Source organism: Streptomyces sp. NPDC051636 (assembly GCF_044453765.1).
GTDB lineage: Bacteria > Actinomycetota > Actinomycetes > Streptomycetales > Streptomycetaceae > Streptomyces.
The window spans coordinates 66,006-80,289 of sequence record NZ_JBITDA010000033.1; the positions used below are offsets into that span (position 1 = coordinate 66,006).

Here is a 14,284-nt window from a genome sequence, read left to right on the forward strand (position 1 = left end):
GGGCGAGATCATGAGGCATGCGTCCCGATGACTGGCACTTCACCGAAGACCTCGACGACTTCCTCGCCCGCGCCGGTGACTTCCTGCGCTCCCGGCCCGCGCTGCACACGGTGCCGCTGACGGTGACCGATGCGCTGCGCAGGCGCGGGCTGCACGTCTACGGGGCCGAGGCGCCCCTGTTCGGACTGCTGACGCACGCCGACGGCACCGTACGGGCGGCCGTGTTCCACACGCCCCCGCACCCTCTGAACGTCACTCCGGTGAGCGCCGAAGAGGCCGACGCCCTCGCCGCCCGGCTGCTCGCCCTCGGGCACGCCGTCCCCGGAGTCTCGGCCGAGCGGGAGACGGCGGACGCGTTCGCGGCTGCGTGGCAGCGGCGGGCGGAGGCCCGGGGCGCGCTGCATCAGCTGCAACGGCTTTACCGGCTGGACGGGTTGACCGTGCCGGAGCCGGTGCCCGACGGCCGGGCGCGCGTGGCCGGGACGGCGGACCGGGAGCTGCTGGTCCGCTGGTACGGGGAGTTCGCCGACGCGGTCGGCCGGCGCGGCTTCGACGATGCCGGCGCCTGGGCCGACGCCCGCATCGCCCAGGGCGGCGTCACCCTCTGGGAGGCCCCCGACGGCACCCCCGTCGCCATGGCCGGCGTGATCCCTCCGGTCGCCGGCCAGGTCCGGGTGGCGCCCGTCTACACCCCGGCCGGCCTGCGCGGGCGCGGTTACGCGGGTGCCGTGACCGCCGAGGTCAGCCGGGTCGGGCGCGACGCCGGGATGGAGGTGCTCCTCTTCACCGACCTGGCGAATCCGACCAGTAACGCGCTGTACCAGAGGATCGGTTACCGGAGCGTGGCCGACTTCGCGGAGTACCGGTTCGCCTCACGGCCACAGTAGGGTCCGCTCCCAGCCGAACGCCGTGCTCCGGTAGGCGAGCCGTACGTGCCGGCGCTCCGGGTCCCCCTGGAAGAACTCCACCTCCTCCGGGCGGAGCCGGTACATCGTCCACGTCGGGGAGGGGGCGGCCGGGTTCGCCCGGGCCTGCTTCCAGGCGGCCTGCGAGGCGCGCCGCAACTCCTCCACCGAGGACAGGACCTCGCTCTGCCGCCCGGTGAGCGCCGCCGCCAGCGCGCCGGTCGAGCGGGCGTGCAGGTCGGCCTGGCTCTCCTCGGACGGGGCGGCGGTGACCGGCCCCCGGACGCGGACCTGGCGGCCGAGGACCGGCCAGTAGAAGGCGAGAGCCGCGTAGGGGTGGGCGCTGAGCTGCCGTCCTTTGCGGCTGGTGGCGTGGGTCGCGAAGGACCAGCCGTCGGCGTCGGCGCCGTGCAGCATCACGATCCGCACGTCCGGGTGGCCGTCCTCGTCCGTCGTCGCCAGCGACATCGTGTGCGGCTCGGCCTGCCCGGCCGCCACCGCCTCGGCGAACCAGGTGGTGAAGAGGGTGAGCGGGGTCGGGGGCGCGGTCGTCGGGTCGAAGGGCGGAAGTTCCGTGACCTCGGGGTCCCAGACCCGCAGTGACCTCAGGAGCTTGTGGAGATCGGTTGGTGCCATGGGCGCCAGTATCACGCCCGGAGCGCGCGAGGGGCGTGCGGGCACCCCGGTGTCACTCCCGTCCCAGGATCACGGTCCCGGACGAGCAGAACCATCCCCCCGTCCCGGAGGCGACCCCCAGCCGCGGCAGCTCGCCCCCCGCGACCCGGACCTGCCGCTCCCCGCCCTCGCCCCGCAGCTGCCGCACCGCCTCCACCAGCAGGAACAAACCCCGCATCCCGGGATGCTGGGCCGACAGCCCGCCCCCGTCCGTGTTCACCGGCAGTTCCCCGCCCCGCACCAGCAGCCGCCCCTTCTCCACGAACGCGCCGCCCTCGCCCTTCCCGCAGAAGCCGAGGTCTTCCAGGGTGACGAGGGTCATGTAGGTGAAGGCGTCGTAGATTTCCGCGAAGTCGATCTCCTGGGGGCGTACTCCGGCCCGTGCCAAGGCGAGGCGGCCGCTGACCGCCGCGGGGGAGACGGTGAAGTCGGGCCACTCGGACATGGCGGCGTGCGAGACGTGCTCGCCGGTGCCGAGGATCCAGACGGGGGCCGAGCGGGTGTCCTGTACGTACTCCTCGGCCGCCAGCAGGACCGCCGCGCCGCCGTCGGAGCGCAGGCAGCAGTGCAGCTTGGTGAAGGGGTCGGCGATCACCGGGCCGGACAGGACGTCGTCGACCGTGACCGGGTCGCGGAACATCGCCTCGGGGTTCAGGGCGGCGTTCGCCCGGGCCTGAACCGCCACCTGCGCCAACTGCTCGACGGTCGTGCCGTGTTCGGTCATGTGCCGGCGGGCCGCCATCGCGTACTTGGCGATCAGCGTGTGGCCGTACGGCACCTCGAACTGGAGCGGACCGCCCGCCCCGAAGGACAGGTTCCCGGTGCGTCTGCCCGCCTTGACGTCCGCCCTCGCCGTCGAGCCGTAGGCCAGCAGTACCGCGTTCGCGTGGCCGGCGGCGATCGCGTCCGCAGCGTGGGCCGCCATGACCTCCCAGGTCGAGCCGCCGACCGAGGTGGAGTCGACCCAGGTGGGCCTGAGGCCCAGGTACTCGGCCACCTCCACCGGCGCCAGCGTGCCCAGCCCCGCCGAGGCGAAGCCGTCCACGTGCGCGCGGTCCAGGCCCGCGTCCGCCAGCGCGCGGCGGGCCGCCTGGGCGTGCAGGGCGTACGGGGTCGCGTCGTCCATCCGGCCGCAGTCGGAGAGGGCCACACCGACCACGGCGACTTTCCGGCTCCCTGGCGTCATGAATCTGACGGTACATCAGATACGGGGGCCGCGGCAGGTGCCGCATCTCCTCGTGCCCCGTCGTGACTCTGGGCTTCCCTTCCCTCCCGCCCTAACATGACGGCCCGTCAGATCAGGTCGGAGGGATGAGCCATGGACACGCGCCTCACCGCCGAGCAGAACGAGATCCGCCGCGCTCTGCGCGAGCTGCTGCACAAACGCTGCGGGGCGCAGGAGCTGCGGACCGCCCTCGACAGCCCCGGCGGGCACGACCCCGCCCTGTGGGCCGCTCTCGCCGACCAGCTCGGCCTGCCGGGGCTCGCTCTCCCCCAGGCCTACGGCGGGGTCGGCTGCTCGGCCACCGAACTCGCCCTCGCCTGCGAGGAGGCGGGGCGGGCGCTCTCCCCCTCCCCGCTGCTCGCCACCTGCGTCCTCGGCGCCCCGCTGATCCTCGCCCTCGGCACCGACGCCCAGCGCGCCGGCCTGCTGCCCCGCCTCGCCGCCGGCACGCTCACCGCCGCCCTCGCCGTCCCCGGCACCGCCCTCGCCACCGCCCTGGCCCTGACCGGCGACAACGGCGGGGAGTGGGCCGGCGGGGGGCGGGCGGGGGGTGTGCAGGCCCGTGCGGAAGGGGGCGGGTGGCGGTTGTACGGGCAGGCCGACCAGGTGCTGGACGGGCACAGCGCCGGACTGCTCGTCGTCGCCGCGCACACCGGAGGGTTCGCACGGCCCCGGACCCTGCTGTTCCTGGTGGAAGGGGACGCCGAGGGGGTCGTACGCACCCGGCGGACCGCTCTCGACGCCACCCGGCCGCAGGGACGGGTCCAACTCCGGCAGGCTCGCGGCGAGTTGCTGGGGGCCGAGGAGGCCGACGTACTGCCCGCCCTCGCCGCACTCGGCGACACCGCCGCCGCCGTGCTCGCCGCCGAGGCCGTCGGGGCCGCCGGCCGGGCGCTGGAGCGGACCGTGGAGTACGTCGGGCAGCGCGAGCAGTTCGGCCGGGCGATCGGCTCCTTCCAGGCGGTCAAGCACTGCCTCGCGGACGTGTACGTACAGGTGCAGGCGGCCCGGTCGGCCGCGTACTACGCCGCCTGGGCGACCGCGCACGGCGAGCGGGCCGGCGGGCTGGCCCTCGCCCAGGCGCTGGAGGCACTGCGGCGCGCGGCCGGCGAGGCGATTCAGCTGCACGGCGGGATCGGTTTCACCTGGGAGCACGAGGCCCACCTGTACTTCAAACGGGCCGCCGGGGACGAGCTGCTGTTCGGGCCGGTGCACCGGCTGCGGGCGCGGGCGGCCGAGGCGGCCCGGCTCTTCGCGGCGCGGGAGGTGACGGTCTGATGGCGGCCATCGGAGCGCGGCTGGTGCAGAAGGTGTCGTCCACCCGGGGCTTCGCCAGGATCGCCCCGCACGTGATACCGGCCCTGGACCGGGCCGTCCACCGGCTCACCCGGGGCCAGGTGCTGCTCAGCGCCCAGCTGCTGCCCGGCGTCGTGCTGACCTCGACCGGCGCCCGCAGCGGGCTGCCACGCCGTACGCCGCTCGCCTGCCTGCCGGAGGAGGGCGGGCGCAGCTGGCTGCTGGTCGGCTCCAACTTCGGCCGCACCGAGCACCCGGCCTGGACCGCCAACCTCCTCGCCCACCCCGACGCCTCCGTCAGCTGGAAGGGCGAGGACATCCCCGTCACGGCCCGGCTGCTGGCGGGGCGGGAGCGGGCGGTGGCCTGGAAGACGCTGCTGGCGTTCTGGCCGCCGTACGCGACGTACCAGGCGCGGGTGGAGCGGGAGATCCGGATCTTCCGGATCGCACGGCGGTGAAGGCCCCGCACCTACAGGGTCGCCAGCCGCTCCACCAGCAGAAACGCGCCGATGCCCAGCATCGCCGCCCCCGATGTCCGCGTGACCGCCCGGGCTGCCACGGGCCTGGCGGTCAGCAGCGCGCGGGAGAGGGCGCCGACGGTGAGGTAGACGGCCGCGCAGCACGCCATGTGGAGCAGGCCGAGGGCCGCCGTCTGGGCCGGTACGGGCAGGCGGGCGCCGCCGGCGGTGAGGAACTGGGGGAGCACGGAGAGGTAGAGCAGCAGGCCCTTGGGGTTCAGCCCGCTGATCGTGGCGCCCCGTAGGAAGACGCGCGGACCGCTCGCGTCGAGGGCCTCGCCCGCCCCCGGGACACCCGGCCGGCGCAGCACGCCCCAGCCCAGCCACACCAGGTACCCGGCGCCCGCCACCGTGAGCGCGGTGAGCAGCCGGGGCGAGCTCGCGACCAGGACCGCCAGGCCCGCCACCGCCAGCGCCGTGTGCAGCGCGTACCCCGCGACCAGGCCGGAGACGGCGGTGAGCACGGACCGGCCGCGCAGGCCGGCCGCGATCGTGTACGCCCAGTCGGCGCCCGGCACGCACACCAGCAGCAGGTCCACGGCGAGGAAGGAGAGGAGGCTTACGGAGTCCATGATGGGGACATTAGACGCGAATGGCCCGAATGTGTTTCTGAAAATTGCCCGTGATCGCGCGAAGTGGGCAAATATCTTCCTCATGGACGACGTGGACCAGAAAATCCTTGCCGAGCTCCAGCGGGACGGGCGGCTGACCGTGACCGAGCTGGCCGCGCGGGTGCGCCTCAGCGTCTCGCCGTGCCACCGCCGGCTGCGCGAGCTGGAGCGGTCCGGCGCCATCCGGGGGTACCGCGCGGTGGTGGACCCGGCGGCCGTCGGGCTGACCTTCGAGGCGCTGGTCTTCGTGTCCATGCGGCAGGAGGACCGGGACACCGTCGCCGAGTTCGAGCGGGCGGTCAGCGAGGTGGAGTACGTCCTCGACGCCCAGCGTCTCTTCGGCGACCCGGACTACCTGCTGCGGGTCGCCACCGCCGACCTCGCCGCCTTCCAGCGGCTGTACGACGAGCGGCTGGCCACCCTGCCGGGCGTGCAGCGGCTGACGTCCACGCTGGTGATGAAGCACGTGGTGACGGACCGGCCGTTGCCGGCCCAAGGCATGGGGGCACAAGGCGGCAGGCGGTGGTTCACCACGTGAACCACCGCCTGCCAGACAGGACTTGGGGCCTGGAAAAAGGGCTTGCTGAGTAAAGGATCGGAAGCGGCCTATTTCGTCGGCTTCCTGCCCGTCACACCCAGGTGCACCAACAGCGCCAGGTTCGGCTTCAGTTCGGCCTGCTTGACGCCCCAGGAGGTGAAGCCCTTCTGGTGCGCGGCCACCGCCGCGAGCATCGCGACGAGTGAGCCCGCGATCGCCGCCGGGTTCACGTCCTTGTCCACCCTGCCCTTGGACTGCAGCTCGGTGATGGACTCCGCGAGGGAGTTGTTCACCGAGTTGAGGATCTTCATGCGGATCTTGTAGAACCGTTTGTCCCCCTCGGCGGCGCCGAGGTCCACGACGCGCAGGATGGCATCGTTCTTGCGCCAGAACTCCAGGAATCCTTCCACGAGTTCCTGCGCGGCCTGCCAACCCGCCTTGCCGGCCCAGGTCCGCCCGGCGACCAGCTCGGTCAACCCGGCGCCCTCGGCGGCCATTTGCTCGGCGATCTCCAGGACGGCGCCCTCGACGTCCGGGAAGTACTGGTAGAAGGTCGCGGGCGAAGTTCCCGCCTTCCGGGCGACATCGATGACCTTGACGTCCCGGTAGGGGGAGGAGCTGAGCATCTCGCTGAGGCAGTCGAGCAGCTTCTGCCGGGTCGCCTGCCCACGCCGGCCGGCCACGCGGCCGTCGACGGTACGCACTTGTCCTGTCATGCCGTCAGCTTACCGAGGGGTGATCCCAGCGCTATTCGGCCGACTGCAAATGGGGTGCACGGGCGCGAGAAGGGTGGTGTGCCTGGTCTGCGCGGTACGCGAGGCACGGCTACTTTGGCGACATGGCCGAAAACAGGGCATCGGTGTACGGAGAGGGCGTCCCCTGCTGGGTGGACGCGCAGCTGCCCGACGTGGCAGCCGGGGAGCGGTTCTACGGGGAGCTCTTCGGGTGGACCTTCGAGGAGGCGTACGGCGCCTCCGTATGGGCGCGGCTGGACGGTGAACCCGTCGCCGCCCTCGCACCCAAGACGGACGGCCGCATGCCCACCGTCTGGACGGTGTACTTCGCCACCCCGGACGCCGACGCCCTCTCGCGGCGGATCGTCGCGGCCGGTGGACAGATCGTCATGGCGCCGCTGCCCGTCGGTGACCTGGGCACGGCCGCGCTGGCCGCCGACCGGGAGGGCGCCGTCTTCGGCCTGTGGCAGCCGGGCAGCCACCCCGGCTTCGTACGGCGGCACGCGCCCGGCACCTTCGTCTGGGCCGAGCTGTACGCCCGCGACACCGAGGCGGCCAACGCCTTCTACGGCGGCCTCTTCCAGGACGCCCTCTTCGGCACCGACGCCGAGCCCGACTTCGGCCGCGCCCCCGTCTCCGACGTCTTCGCGGCCGAGATGCCCCCGCACTTCCTCGTCCACTTCCGGGTGGAGAACCTCCAGGACTCGCTGGGGACGGTCCAGCGGCTCGGCGGCCGGGTGCAGGCGGCGCCTTTCGAGGCGTCGTACGGGACTGTGGCCGTCGTCACGGACAACCAGGGGGCGTCCTTCGCGCTGCTCCACCGCTGAAACCGAGGGCTTTCACCCCTTTTATTGCGGGACACCCCGATTGGTCGCCGGGTTCGCAACCTGGTCCCCGGCCAGGAAGAATCGGGGTGCGTGCCGCCGCGGCGGTGCGGTGGTGAGACGCTGCACGGGGTCGCGTACATATGTGGGTGACGCGGCTCGTACGGGGAGGTGGCAGGCAAGTGGTGGATCAGCTGACGCAGCACGATCCGCGGCGGATCGGGCCGTTCGAGGTGCTGGGCCGGCTGGGTGCCGGCGGCATGGGGCTGGTCTATCTCGCGCGCTCGGCGTCCGGCCGGCGCGTGGCGATCAAGACGGTCCGCACGGAGCTCGCCGAGGACCAGCTGTTCCGCGTCCGCTTCACGCGCGAGGTGGAGGCGGCCCGCGCGGTCTCCGGCTTCTACACGGCGGCGGTCGTGGACGCCGACCCGCGCGCCGCCGTGCCCTGGCTCGCCACCGCGTACGTTCCCGCGCCCTCCCTCGAGGAGATAGTGAACGAGTGCGGCCCGCTCCCGGCCCAGGCGGTGCGCTGGCTCGCGGCGGGCGTCGCGGAGGCCCTGCAGTCCATCCACGGCGCCGGGCTCGTCCACCGCGACCTCAAGCCGTCCAACGTGCTCGTCGTCGAGGACGGCCCCCGGGTCATCGACTTCGGCATCGCGTCCGGCGTATCGAACACACGTTTGACGATGACGAACGTGGCCGTGGGCACGCCCGCCTACATGTCGCCCGAGCAGGCGAAGGACTCCCGCAGTGTCACCGGCGCGAGCGACGTGTTCTCGCTCGGCTCGATGCTCGTGTTCGCCGCCACCGGTCACCCGCCCTTCCACGGCGCCAACCCGGTCGAGACCGTCTTCATGCTGCTGCGCGAGGGCCCCGACCTCGAAGGCCTCCCGGACGAGCTGCGCCCGCTCATCGAGTCCTGCATGCAGATGGAGGCGACGGCCCGCCCCAACCCCGCCGACCTCCAGGCCCAGCTGGCCCCCCACCTCTTCGGCTCCGGCTCCGACGACAGCGGTACGGCCTCGGCCTGGCTGCCGGAGAAGGCGGTCGCCCTCATCGAGGCCCGGCGCGGCGGCCGGCCCGCGGCCAAGCCGTCCCCGTCCTCCGGCCCCCGCAGCGCCGACCGGGCCGCGGTGCCCCCGCCGCCGTCGTACGACCCCCCCGTTCCGGTATCCGCCCCGGGTTCCGCGCCCGCACCGGTGGGAGCACCGACGGGCGGACCCGTGGGCGCGGTGGGAACGCCCACCGCAGGCCCCGACCCCGGCCCCGTCCGGCTGGCCGGCGCCCAGGTGCCCATCGGCCCCGGCCCCCGCGTCGCCGACGCCCGCGCCGCCGCCGTCAAGGCACCCCCGCCGGAGGCCGGCCTGGTCGCCAGCTGGTCCCGCCCCCGCCCCGGCGTCAACGGCGCCGACCCCGCCGTACCGGCGCCGCCGCCCGCGCCCCCGGAGACCGCGTCCGGCTGGCGCCCCTGGCGCTTCCGCATGTCCAACGACGTCTGGGGCACCCCGGCCGTCGACGGCGACCTCGTCTACGTCACCTCCTTCGAGGTACACGCCCTGGACGTGGCCACCGGCCGCCGCCGCTTCAAGACCAGGGACGTCGCCTGGTCGATGGCGGTCGCCGACGGCCGTGTCCACGCCTCCGACGGCCCCACCCTGTTCGCCCTGGACTGCCGCGAGGGCACCGACCTGTGGCGGCTGTCCACCGACTCCTGGGTGTACTCCCTCAAGGCCGACCGGGGCACCGTCGTCACCGGCACCCGCGGCGGCGGCGTCCAGGCCTGGGAGGCCTCCAGCGGCCGGAAACTGTGGGAGATCACCGGCTGCCAGACCGACTTCGAGTCCCCCGAGGCCGGCCCCGCCCTGCACGACGGCACCGTCTACGTCTGGCAGGACGCCCGCCTGCGCGCCCTGGACGCCCGCACCGGCGAGGAGCGCTGGTCGTACCCCATCGGCGACGCGGCCACCTGCGGCGGCGTCCCGGTCCGGCTCACCCCCGCTCCCGACGGCTATGTGTACATCTCGGCCGGCACCCGCGTCCTCGCCGTCGACGCGGCGAGCGGCATGGTCCGCTGGCACTTCGAGGCCCCCGCCGCCTTCCTCTGCCCGCCCGCCTTCGCGCCCGGCCCCGCGGTCACCGGCGGCGGCGTCTACCTGGCGGACTACCTCGGCACCGTCTACGCCCTCGACGCCACCGACGGCCGCGACCGCTGGCGCATCGCCACCGAGTCCCGGTCCTCCATCGAGCCGGTCCTGGTGGCCGCCGGCCACGTCCACGTCGGCAGCGGCAAGGGCCTCTACACCCTCGACGCGGTCACCGGCACCCCCAAGTGGCGCTTCCAGGCGGGCGGCGACGTGGTGGGCGCCCCCGCCGTCGCCGAGGGCCGCATCCACTTCGGCTCCACCGACCACCTGCTGTACACCCTGAAGGCCGACGACGGCCGCCTGCGCTGGAAGCTCGCGACGGGCGGCGAGATCACCGGCTCACCCGTGGTCAAGGACGGCGTGGTGTACGCGTGCAGCAAGGACCGCTGCGTGTACGCGCTGGACGCGGAGAAGGGCACGGGCACCGCGCGCACGGCATGACACCAACCGGGGGGACGGCCGTCGTACCAGTAGTCGCACGGAAGGGGCTGTGGACGGCGGCCGTCGTACCGGGCAGGAGCGGTGACCGCTCGGTCACTGCTCTCAGAGCAGACGCTACGCCCAGTGGGCGGCGCCCGCCACGCGGTGACTCAGCGGATCCGGGGCTCCCCCCGGCCACGCCCCGCGAACAACTCGGCCTGCCGCTCACCCGGCAGGTTCCCCAGCGCGACCAGATGCGGCGCCTGCGCCCACCCCTGCGCCCGCCCCGCCTCCCCGGCCGCCCACAGCGCCCGCACGGTCCCCTGCACGGCCGCCGCCGGATACCCCGCCAGCACCGACGCGCACCGCACGGCGGCCTCCACCGCCCGCCCCGGCTCCACCAGTTCGGAGACGAGCCCGATCTCGTACGCCCGCTGCGCCCCCATCCGCTCCGCGTTCCCCATGAGCACCATCCGGGCGACCTCCCCGTACGGCATCCGCTGCGCCATCAGCACCGACTCGTAGGCGCTGACCATGCCGTAGGCGGTGTGCGGATCGAAGAAGGCCGCGGTGGTGTCGGCGACGACGAACTCGCTCTCCCCCAGCAGATAGAAGGCACCCCCGCAGGCCATCCCGGCCACGGCGGCGACGACCGGCTTCCACAGGTCGTTCGCCTTCGGCCCGACCGCGAGAAGCGGATCGTCCTGCATGTACGGCGACGAGGGCTGCGGCACGACGGCGTCCCGGTCGATCCCCGTACTGAACGCCCGCTCTCCGGCGCCGGTGAGGACGACGGCCCGCACGGCGTCGTCGAACCGGAACTGCCGCCAGTTCTCCCGCAGTTCGGCGACCATGGTGAGGTCGATGGCGTTGAGCCGCTCGGGCCGATGGAGGACGACGACGGCGACACCCGTCTCCTTGTCGACGGTGACGCGCAGGGTGCCGCGCGGGTGCTCGCTCACGGCCGCTCCAGGACCCACTGCGGCAGACCGTCGCAGAACACGGCCTGCACCCGCGCGCCGATCCGGATCCGGTCGCTGTCGACGGAGTCGAGCGGCGCACCGGCCCCGCTGACGAGGTTCCCGACGAGCCGGATCCGGGGCGCGTCCTCCAGCTCGACGACGACGACGTTGTACGGCGCCTGCTCCGCGTAGCCGGGCAGGAGCGGCGGATGGGGCACGACGTACGACCAGACGCGCCCGCGCCCCGAGACCGCCCGCCACTGGCTCGCGAAGGACTGGCAGTGCGGACAGCACGGCCGGGGCGGAAAGCGGACCTCACCGCAGTCGGCGCAGGCCTGGACGCGCAGCTCGCCCCGGGCGGCGTACCGCCAGAAGGGGGCGCCGTCGGTGTCGATGACGGGGCTCAGCATGGGACGGGTCAACTCCTCAGCAGCAGCGCGGACGTGGGCACGCCTTCACCGGCGGTGACGAGGCAGGTGGCGGCACCGGGCACCTGCGCGGTACTGACCCCGCGCAGCTGCTTCACACCTTCGTTGATGAGGTTGAAGCCGTGCACATAGGCCTCGGAGAGCCCGCCCCCACCGGTGTTGACGGGCAGCCGCCCCCCGATCTCCAGCGCCCCGCCCTCCGTGTACGCCCCGCCCTCGCCCCGCCCGCAGAAGCCGTACCCCTCCAGGGAGAGCGGTACGAGGGCGGTGAAGGCGTCGTAAATCTGCGCCACGTCGACGTCCTCCGGCGTGAAGTCGGCGTGCTTCCACAGGTGCCGGGCGGCACTCCAGGCGGGACCGGTGAGGGGGTCGTCGTTCCAGTAGTTGACCATGCCGTGGTGCTGGGCGGGGAGCCCCTGGGCGGCGGAGTGGACGTGGACGGGCCGCTGCCGGCAGTCACGCGCCCGCTCCTTGCTGACGACCACGCAGGCCAGGGCCCCGTCCGTCTCGAGGCAGTTGTCGAAGAGGCAGAGGGGCTCGCTGATCCACCGCGACGTCATGTACATCTCGCGGGTGAGGGGCCGCTCGTACATCACGGCCGCGGGATTCTGGTTGGCCCGGTTCCGGCAGGCGAGAGCGACGTTGAACAGATGATCCCGGGTGGCGCCGTACTCGTGCATGTAGCGGCGGGCGAGCATGGCGATCTCGTCGGCGGGCCGCAGCAGCCCGAAGGGCCGGGTCCACTGCGCGGGGGTGGGCAGCTGGACGGCGGTGTTGGTCCACGGCCGGGGCCCGCTCCCGCGCTTCCGTGACCGCCAGGCGACCCCGACGGTCGCCTGCCCCGAGGCGATGGCGGCGGCGAGGTGGGCGACGGTGGCACAGGAGCCGCCGCCCCCGTAGCCGACCTTGCTGAAGAACGTCAGATCACCGAACCCGACGGCCTTGGCCAGCTCCACCTCATCGGTCTCCTCCATGGTGTAGGAGGCGAGGGCGTCGACCTCGCGGGGGGCGATCCCGGCGTCCTCGAGAGCGGCGAGGACGGCACGACAGGCAAGGGTCTTCTCGTCCTCGGGGAGCCTCTTGGCGAAGGCGGTCTGCCCGATCCCCACGATGGCGGTGGCGTCCTTGAGGCCGGTTCCTGGCATGGTGCGCACACCTCCGAGCGGGTTGCCGACCGCTGACAGGCCGTCAGGTTACAGCTAATCTGACGGTCAGTCAGCTACTGGGTTACTGGAGGCCGGTTGTCGTGCGCGGTGACGTGGAATGGGGCAGCATCCCGGGTCTGGTCCGGTCGGCGGCGCGACGGTACGCGGACGCCGAGGCGGTGGTGGAGGGCCGTACGAGGATCACGTACGGGGAACTGGGCGCGCGGGTGGAACGCGCGGCGGCGGCCTGCCTGGCGAACGGCATCGCGACCGGCGACCGGGTGGGGATATGGGCCCCCAACTCCCTGGACTGGATCGTCGCGGCACTGGGGGCGGTGTCGGCGGGCGCGGTCCTGGTTCCGCTCAACACGCGCTTCAAGGGGACGGAGGCTGCGGATGTGCTCCGGAGGAGCGGGGCACGGCTGCTGTTCGTGACGGGGACGTTCCTGGGGACCTCGTACGTGGCGTCGCTCAGGCGGGCGGCGGGCGGGGACGCGGGCGACCTGGACGGTCCCCTGCCGGGGTTGCCGGACCTGGAGCAGGCGGTGGTGATGTCGGACGACGCCCCGCCGGACTTCCGCACGTGGAAGGACTTCCTGGCGAGCGGGGAGGGCGTGGGGGAGGCGGAGGTACGGCGGCGGGCCGCGGCCGTGGACGGGGACAGCCTGTCGGACATCGTCTTCACGTCGGGCACGACGGGCCGCCCCAAGGGCGCGATGATCACGCACGCGCAGACGCTGAGGGCGTATGAGGTATGGGCCGACCTGGCGGGGTTGAGGCAGGACGACCGCTACCTGATAGTGAACCCCTTCTTCCACACCTTCGGTTACAAGGCGGGCGTGATGGCGTGCCTGATGCGGGGCGCGACGATGATCCCGCAGCCGGTGTTCAACGTGGACACGGCGTTGGCGAACATCACGGCGGAACGGGTGTCGGTCCTCCCCGGCCCCCCCACCCTCCACCAGTCACTGCTGGACCACCCGGCGAGGGACGCACACGACTTGTCGGCGCTGCGGCTGGTGGTGACGGGGGCGGCGGTCGTGCCGTTGCGCCTGGTCGAACGCCTACGAGGCGAACTGGGCGTGGGCACGGTCCTCACGGCGTACGGCCTGTCCGAGGCGAGCGGCATCGTGACGATGTGCCGCCGGGGCGACGAACCGCCGGTGATCGCGTCGACGTCGGGGCGGGCGATACCCGGGACGGAGGTGAGGGTCGTCGACGGGGAGGGAACGCCGGTTGCCCCTGGCCGACCGGGGGAGATCCTCGTCCGCGGCTTCAACGTCATGCGGGGCTACTACGAGGACGAGGCGGCGACGGCGGAAGCGGTGACGCGGGACGGCTGGCTGCGCACGGGCGACGTGGGCGTCCTGGACGAGGCCGGCAACCTCCGCATCACCGACCGCATCAAGGACATGTACATCGTCGGCGGCTTCAACGCCTACCCGGCGGAAATAGAGCAACTCCTCGGCCTCCACCCGGACGTCGCCGACGTGGCCGTGATCGGCGTCCCGGACGCCCGACTGGGCGAGGTCGGCAAGGCCTTCGTGGTCCGCCGCCGGGGCGCGGTGCTCACCGGCGACGACCTGATCGCGTGGGCACGCAGAGCGATGGCGAACTACAAGGTGCCGCGGGTGGTGGAGTTCGTGGGCGAACTGCCGAGGAACGCGAGCGGGAAGGTGGTCAAGGGCGAGTTGCGGGGCGGGGTGCGGGGCGGGCGGGAGTGTGGGGGTGGGTGACGTGGACGCCGGTTGGGGAGCGGGCGTGGGGGCCGCCCGCTTCTCGTCGATTGTCGTGCTTGCGCGAGCCGAGTAAAGGGCGCTTCCGCTCCGCTGCGCTGCGCTCTCGCGTCGCCTTCGGCG

At 73.3% G+C, this 14,284-nt stretch carries 14 protein-coding genes; 7 read left to right on the plus strand and 7 right to left on the minus strand.

The features are described from left to right. The first annotated feature begins 17 nt into the window (after window positions 1-17). Window positions 18-887 carry a GNAT family N-acetyltransferase gene (locus ACIBBH_RS37015; protein ID WP_399412423.1) on the plus strand — a complete coding sequence of 290 codons (870 nt, stop codon included), beginning with the start codon at window positions 18-20 and terminating at the stop codon, window positions 885-887. Here ACIBBH_RS37015 and ACIBBH_RS37020 read toward each other — a convergent pair. Both ACIBBH_RS37020 and ACIBBH_RS37025 read right to left on the minus strand, forming a co-directional pair. Further along, entirely contained in the window at window positions 873-1,541 is a 669-nt protein-coding gene (locus tag ACIBBH_RS37020) for a pyridoxal 5'-phosphate synthase (protein ID WP_399412425.1), read from the minus strand. The genes ACIBBH_RS37015 and ACIBBH_RS37020 overlap by 15 nt on opposite strands. A 52-nt stretch (window positions 1,542-1,593) precedes the next feature. Next, on the minus strand, window positions 1,594-2,766 hold the full coding sequence (locus ACIBBH_RS37025) for a thiolase C-terminal domain-containing protein (RefSeq protein WP_399412427.1): 1,173 nt from the start codon (window positions 2,764-2,766) through the stop codon (window positions 1,594-1,596). A 132-nt stretch (window positions 2,767-2,898) separates the two neighbouring features. On the opposite strand from ACIBBH_RS37025, the gene ACIBBH_RS37030 reads away from it, so the two are divergent. Further along, on the plus strand, window positions 2,899-4,083 hold the full coding sequence (locus tag ACIBBH_RS37030) for an acyl-CoA dehydrogenase family protein (RefSeq protein WP_399412429.1): 1,185 nt from the start codon (window positions 2,899-2,901) through the stop codon (window positions 4,081-4,083). Next, window positions 4,083-4,559 carry a nitroreductase family deazaflavin-dependent oxidoreductase gene (locus tag ACIBBH_RS37035; RefSeq protein ID WP_399412431.1) on the plus strand — a complete coding sequence of 159 codons (477 nt, stop codon included), beginning with the start codon at window positions 4,083-4,085 and terminating at the stop codon, window positions 4,557-4,559. Before ACIBBH_RS37030 ends, ACIBBH_RS37035 begins: the two co-directional genes overlap by 1 nt. Window positions 4,560-4,570: 11 nt before the next feature. On the opposite strand, the gene ACIBBH_RS37040 is transcribed toward ACIBBH_RS37035, so the two are convergent. Continuing rightward, window positions 4,571-5,191: a LysE family translocator gene (locus ACIBBH_RS37040; RefSeq protein WP_399412433.1), complete on the minus strand. Its 621-nt coding sequence runs from the start codon at window positions 5,189-5,191 to the stop codon at window positions 4,571-4,573. An 82-nt stretch (window positions 5,192-5,273) separates the two neighbouring features. On the opposite strand from ACIBBH_RS37040, the gene ACIBBH_RS37045 reads away from it, so the two are divergent. Then, a complete protein-coding gene (locus tag ACIBBH_RS37045) occupies window positions 5,274-5,768 on the plus strand; it encodes an Lrp/AsnC family transcriptional regulator (RefSeq protein WP_399412435.1) in 495 nt (164 codons plus the stop codon). Between the two features lie 68 nt (window positions 5,769-5,836). Here ACIBBH_RS37045 and ACIBBH_RS37050 read toward each other — a convergent pair whose 3' ends face one another. Then, window positions 5,837-6,484, minus strand: coding sequence for a TetR family transcriptional regulator (locus ACIBBH_RS37050; protein ID WP_399412437.1), 648 nt, complete (start codon window positions 6,482-6,484; stop codon window positions 5,837-5,839). A 122-nt stretch (window positions 6,485-6,606) separates the two neighbouring features. On the opposite strand from ACIBBH_RS37050, the gene ACIBBH_RS37055 reads away from it, so the two are divergent. Together ACIBBH_RS37055 and ACIBBH_RS37060 are read left to right on the plus strand one after the other, a co-directional pair. Then, window positions 6,607-7,329 carry a VOC family protein gene (locus ACIBBH_RS37055; RefSeq protein ID WP_399412439.1) on the plus strand — a complete coding sequence of 241 codons (723 nt, stop codon included), beginning with the start codon at window positions 6,607-6,609 and terminating at the stop codon, window positions 7,327-7,329. A gap of 179 nt (window positions 7,330-7,508) precedes the next feature. Then, window positions 7,509-9,911 carry a PQQ-binding-like beta-propeller repeat protein gene (locus ACIBBH_RS37060; protein ID WP_399412440.1) on the plus strand — a complete coding sequence of 801 codons (2,403 nt, stop codon included), beginning with the start codon at window positions 7,509-7,511 and terminating at the stop codon, window positions 9,909-9,911. 149 nt (window positions 9,912-10,060) lie between these two features. Here ACIBBH_RS37060 and ACIBBH_RS37065 read toward each other — a convergent pair whose 3' ends face one another. From ACIBBH_RS37065 to ACIBBH_RS37075, 3 genes are read right to left on the minus strand one after another with little or no spacing between them, the layout of a single operon-like run. Next, window positions 10,061-10,852 carry an enoyl-CoA hydratase/isomerase family protein gene (locus ACIBBH_RS37065; RefSeq protein WP_399412442.1) on the minus strand — a complete coding sequence of 264 codons (792 nt, stop codon included), beginning with the start codon at window positions 10,850-10,852 and terminating at the stop codon, window positions 10,061-10,063. Next, window positions 10,849-11,262, minus strand: coding sequence for a Zn-ribbon domain-containing OB-fold protein (locus ACIBBH_RS37070; RefSeq protein WP_399412444.1), 414 nt, complete (start codon window positions 11,260-11,262; stop codon window positions 10,849-10,851). The genes ACIBBH_RS37065 and ACIBBH_RS37070 overlap by 4 nt, the downstream gene beginning before the upstream one ends. Before the next feature lie 8 nt (window positions 11,263-11,270). Next, a complete protein-coding gene (locus ACIBBH_RS37075; RefSeq protein WP_399412446.1) occupies window positions 11,271-12,425 on the minus strand; it encodes a lipid-transfer protein in 1,155 nt (384 codons plus the stop codon). A 101-nt stretch (window positions 12,426-12,526) separates the two neighbouring features. Between ACIBBH_RS37075 and ACIBBH_RS37080 the strand changes: the two genes are divergently transcribed. Then, window positions 12,527-14,161, plus strand: a complete 1,635-nt coding sequence (locus ACIBBH_RS37080; RefSeq protein WP_399412448.1) for a FadD3 family acyl-CoA ligase — start codon at window positions 12,527-12,529, stop codon at window positions 14,159-14,161. Window positions 14,162-14,284 lie beyond the last annotated feature (123 nt).

Excerpts from the sequence above, each read along its gene's own strand:
- ACIBBH_RS37015 (WP_399412423.1), top strand. The coding sequence starts at position 18 with ATGCGTCCCGATGACTGGCACTTCACCGAAGACCTCGACGACTTCCTC.
- ACIBBH_RS37020 (WP_399412425.1), bottom strand. The coding sequence starts at position 1,541 with ATGGCACCAACCGATCTCCACAAGCTCCTGAGGTCACTGCGGGTCTGG.
- ACIBBH_RS37025 (WP_399412427.1), bottom strand. The coding sequence starts at position 2,766 with ATGACGCCAGGGAGCCGGAAAGTCGCCGTGGTCGGTGTGGCCCTCTCC.
- ACIBBH_RS37030 (WP_399412429.1), top strand. The coding sequence starts at position 2,899 with ATGGACACGCGCCTCACCGCCGAGCAGAACGAGATCCGCCGCGCTCTG.
- ACIBBH_RS37035 (WP_399412431.1), top strand. The coding sequence starts at position 4,083 with ATGGCGGCCATCGGAGCGCGGCTGGTGCAGAAGGTGTCGTCCACCCGG.
- ACIBBH_RS37040 (WP_399412433.1), bottom strand. The coding sequence starts at position 5,191 with ATGGACTCCGTAAGCCTCCTCTCCTTCCTCGCCGTGGACCTGCTGCTG.
- ACIBBH_RS37045 (WP_399412435.1), top strand. The coding sequence starts at position 5,274 with ATGGACGACGTGGACCAGAAAATCCTTGCCGAGCTCCAGCGGGACGGG.
- ACIBBH_RS37050 (WP_399412437.1), bottom strand. The coding sequence starts at position 6,484 with ATGACAGGACAAGTGCGTACCGTCGACGGCCGCGTGGCCGGCCGGCGT.
- ACIBBH_RS37055 (WP_399412439.1), top strand. The coding sequence starts at position 6,607 with ATGGCCGAAAACAGGGCATCGGTGTACGGAGAGGGCGTCCCCTGCTGG.
- ACIBBH_RS37070 (WP_399412444.1), bottom strand. The coding sequence starts at position 11,262 with ATGCTGAGCCCCGTCATCGACACCGACGGCGCCCCCTTCTGGCGGTAC.
- ACIBBH_RS37075 (WP_399412446.1), bottom strand. The coding sequence starts at position 12,425 with ATGCCAGGAACCGGCCTCAAGGACGCCACCGCCATCGTGGGGATCGGG.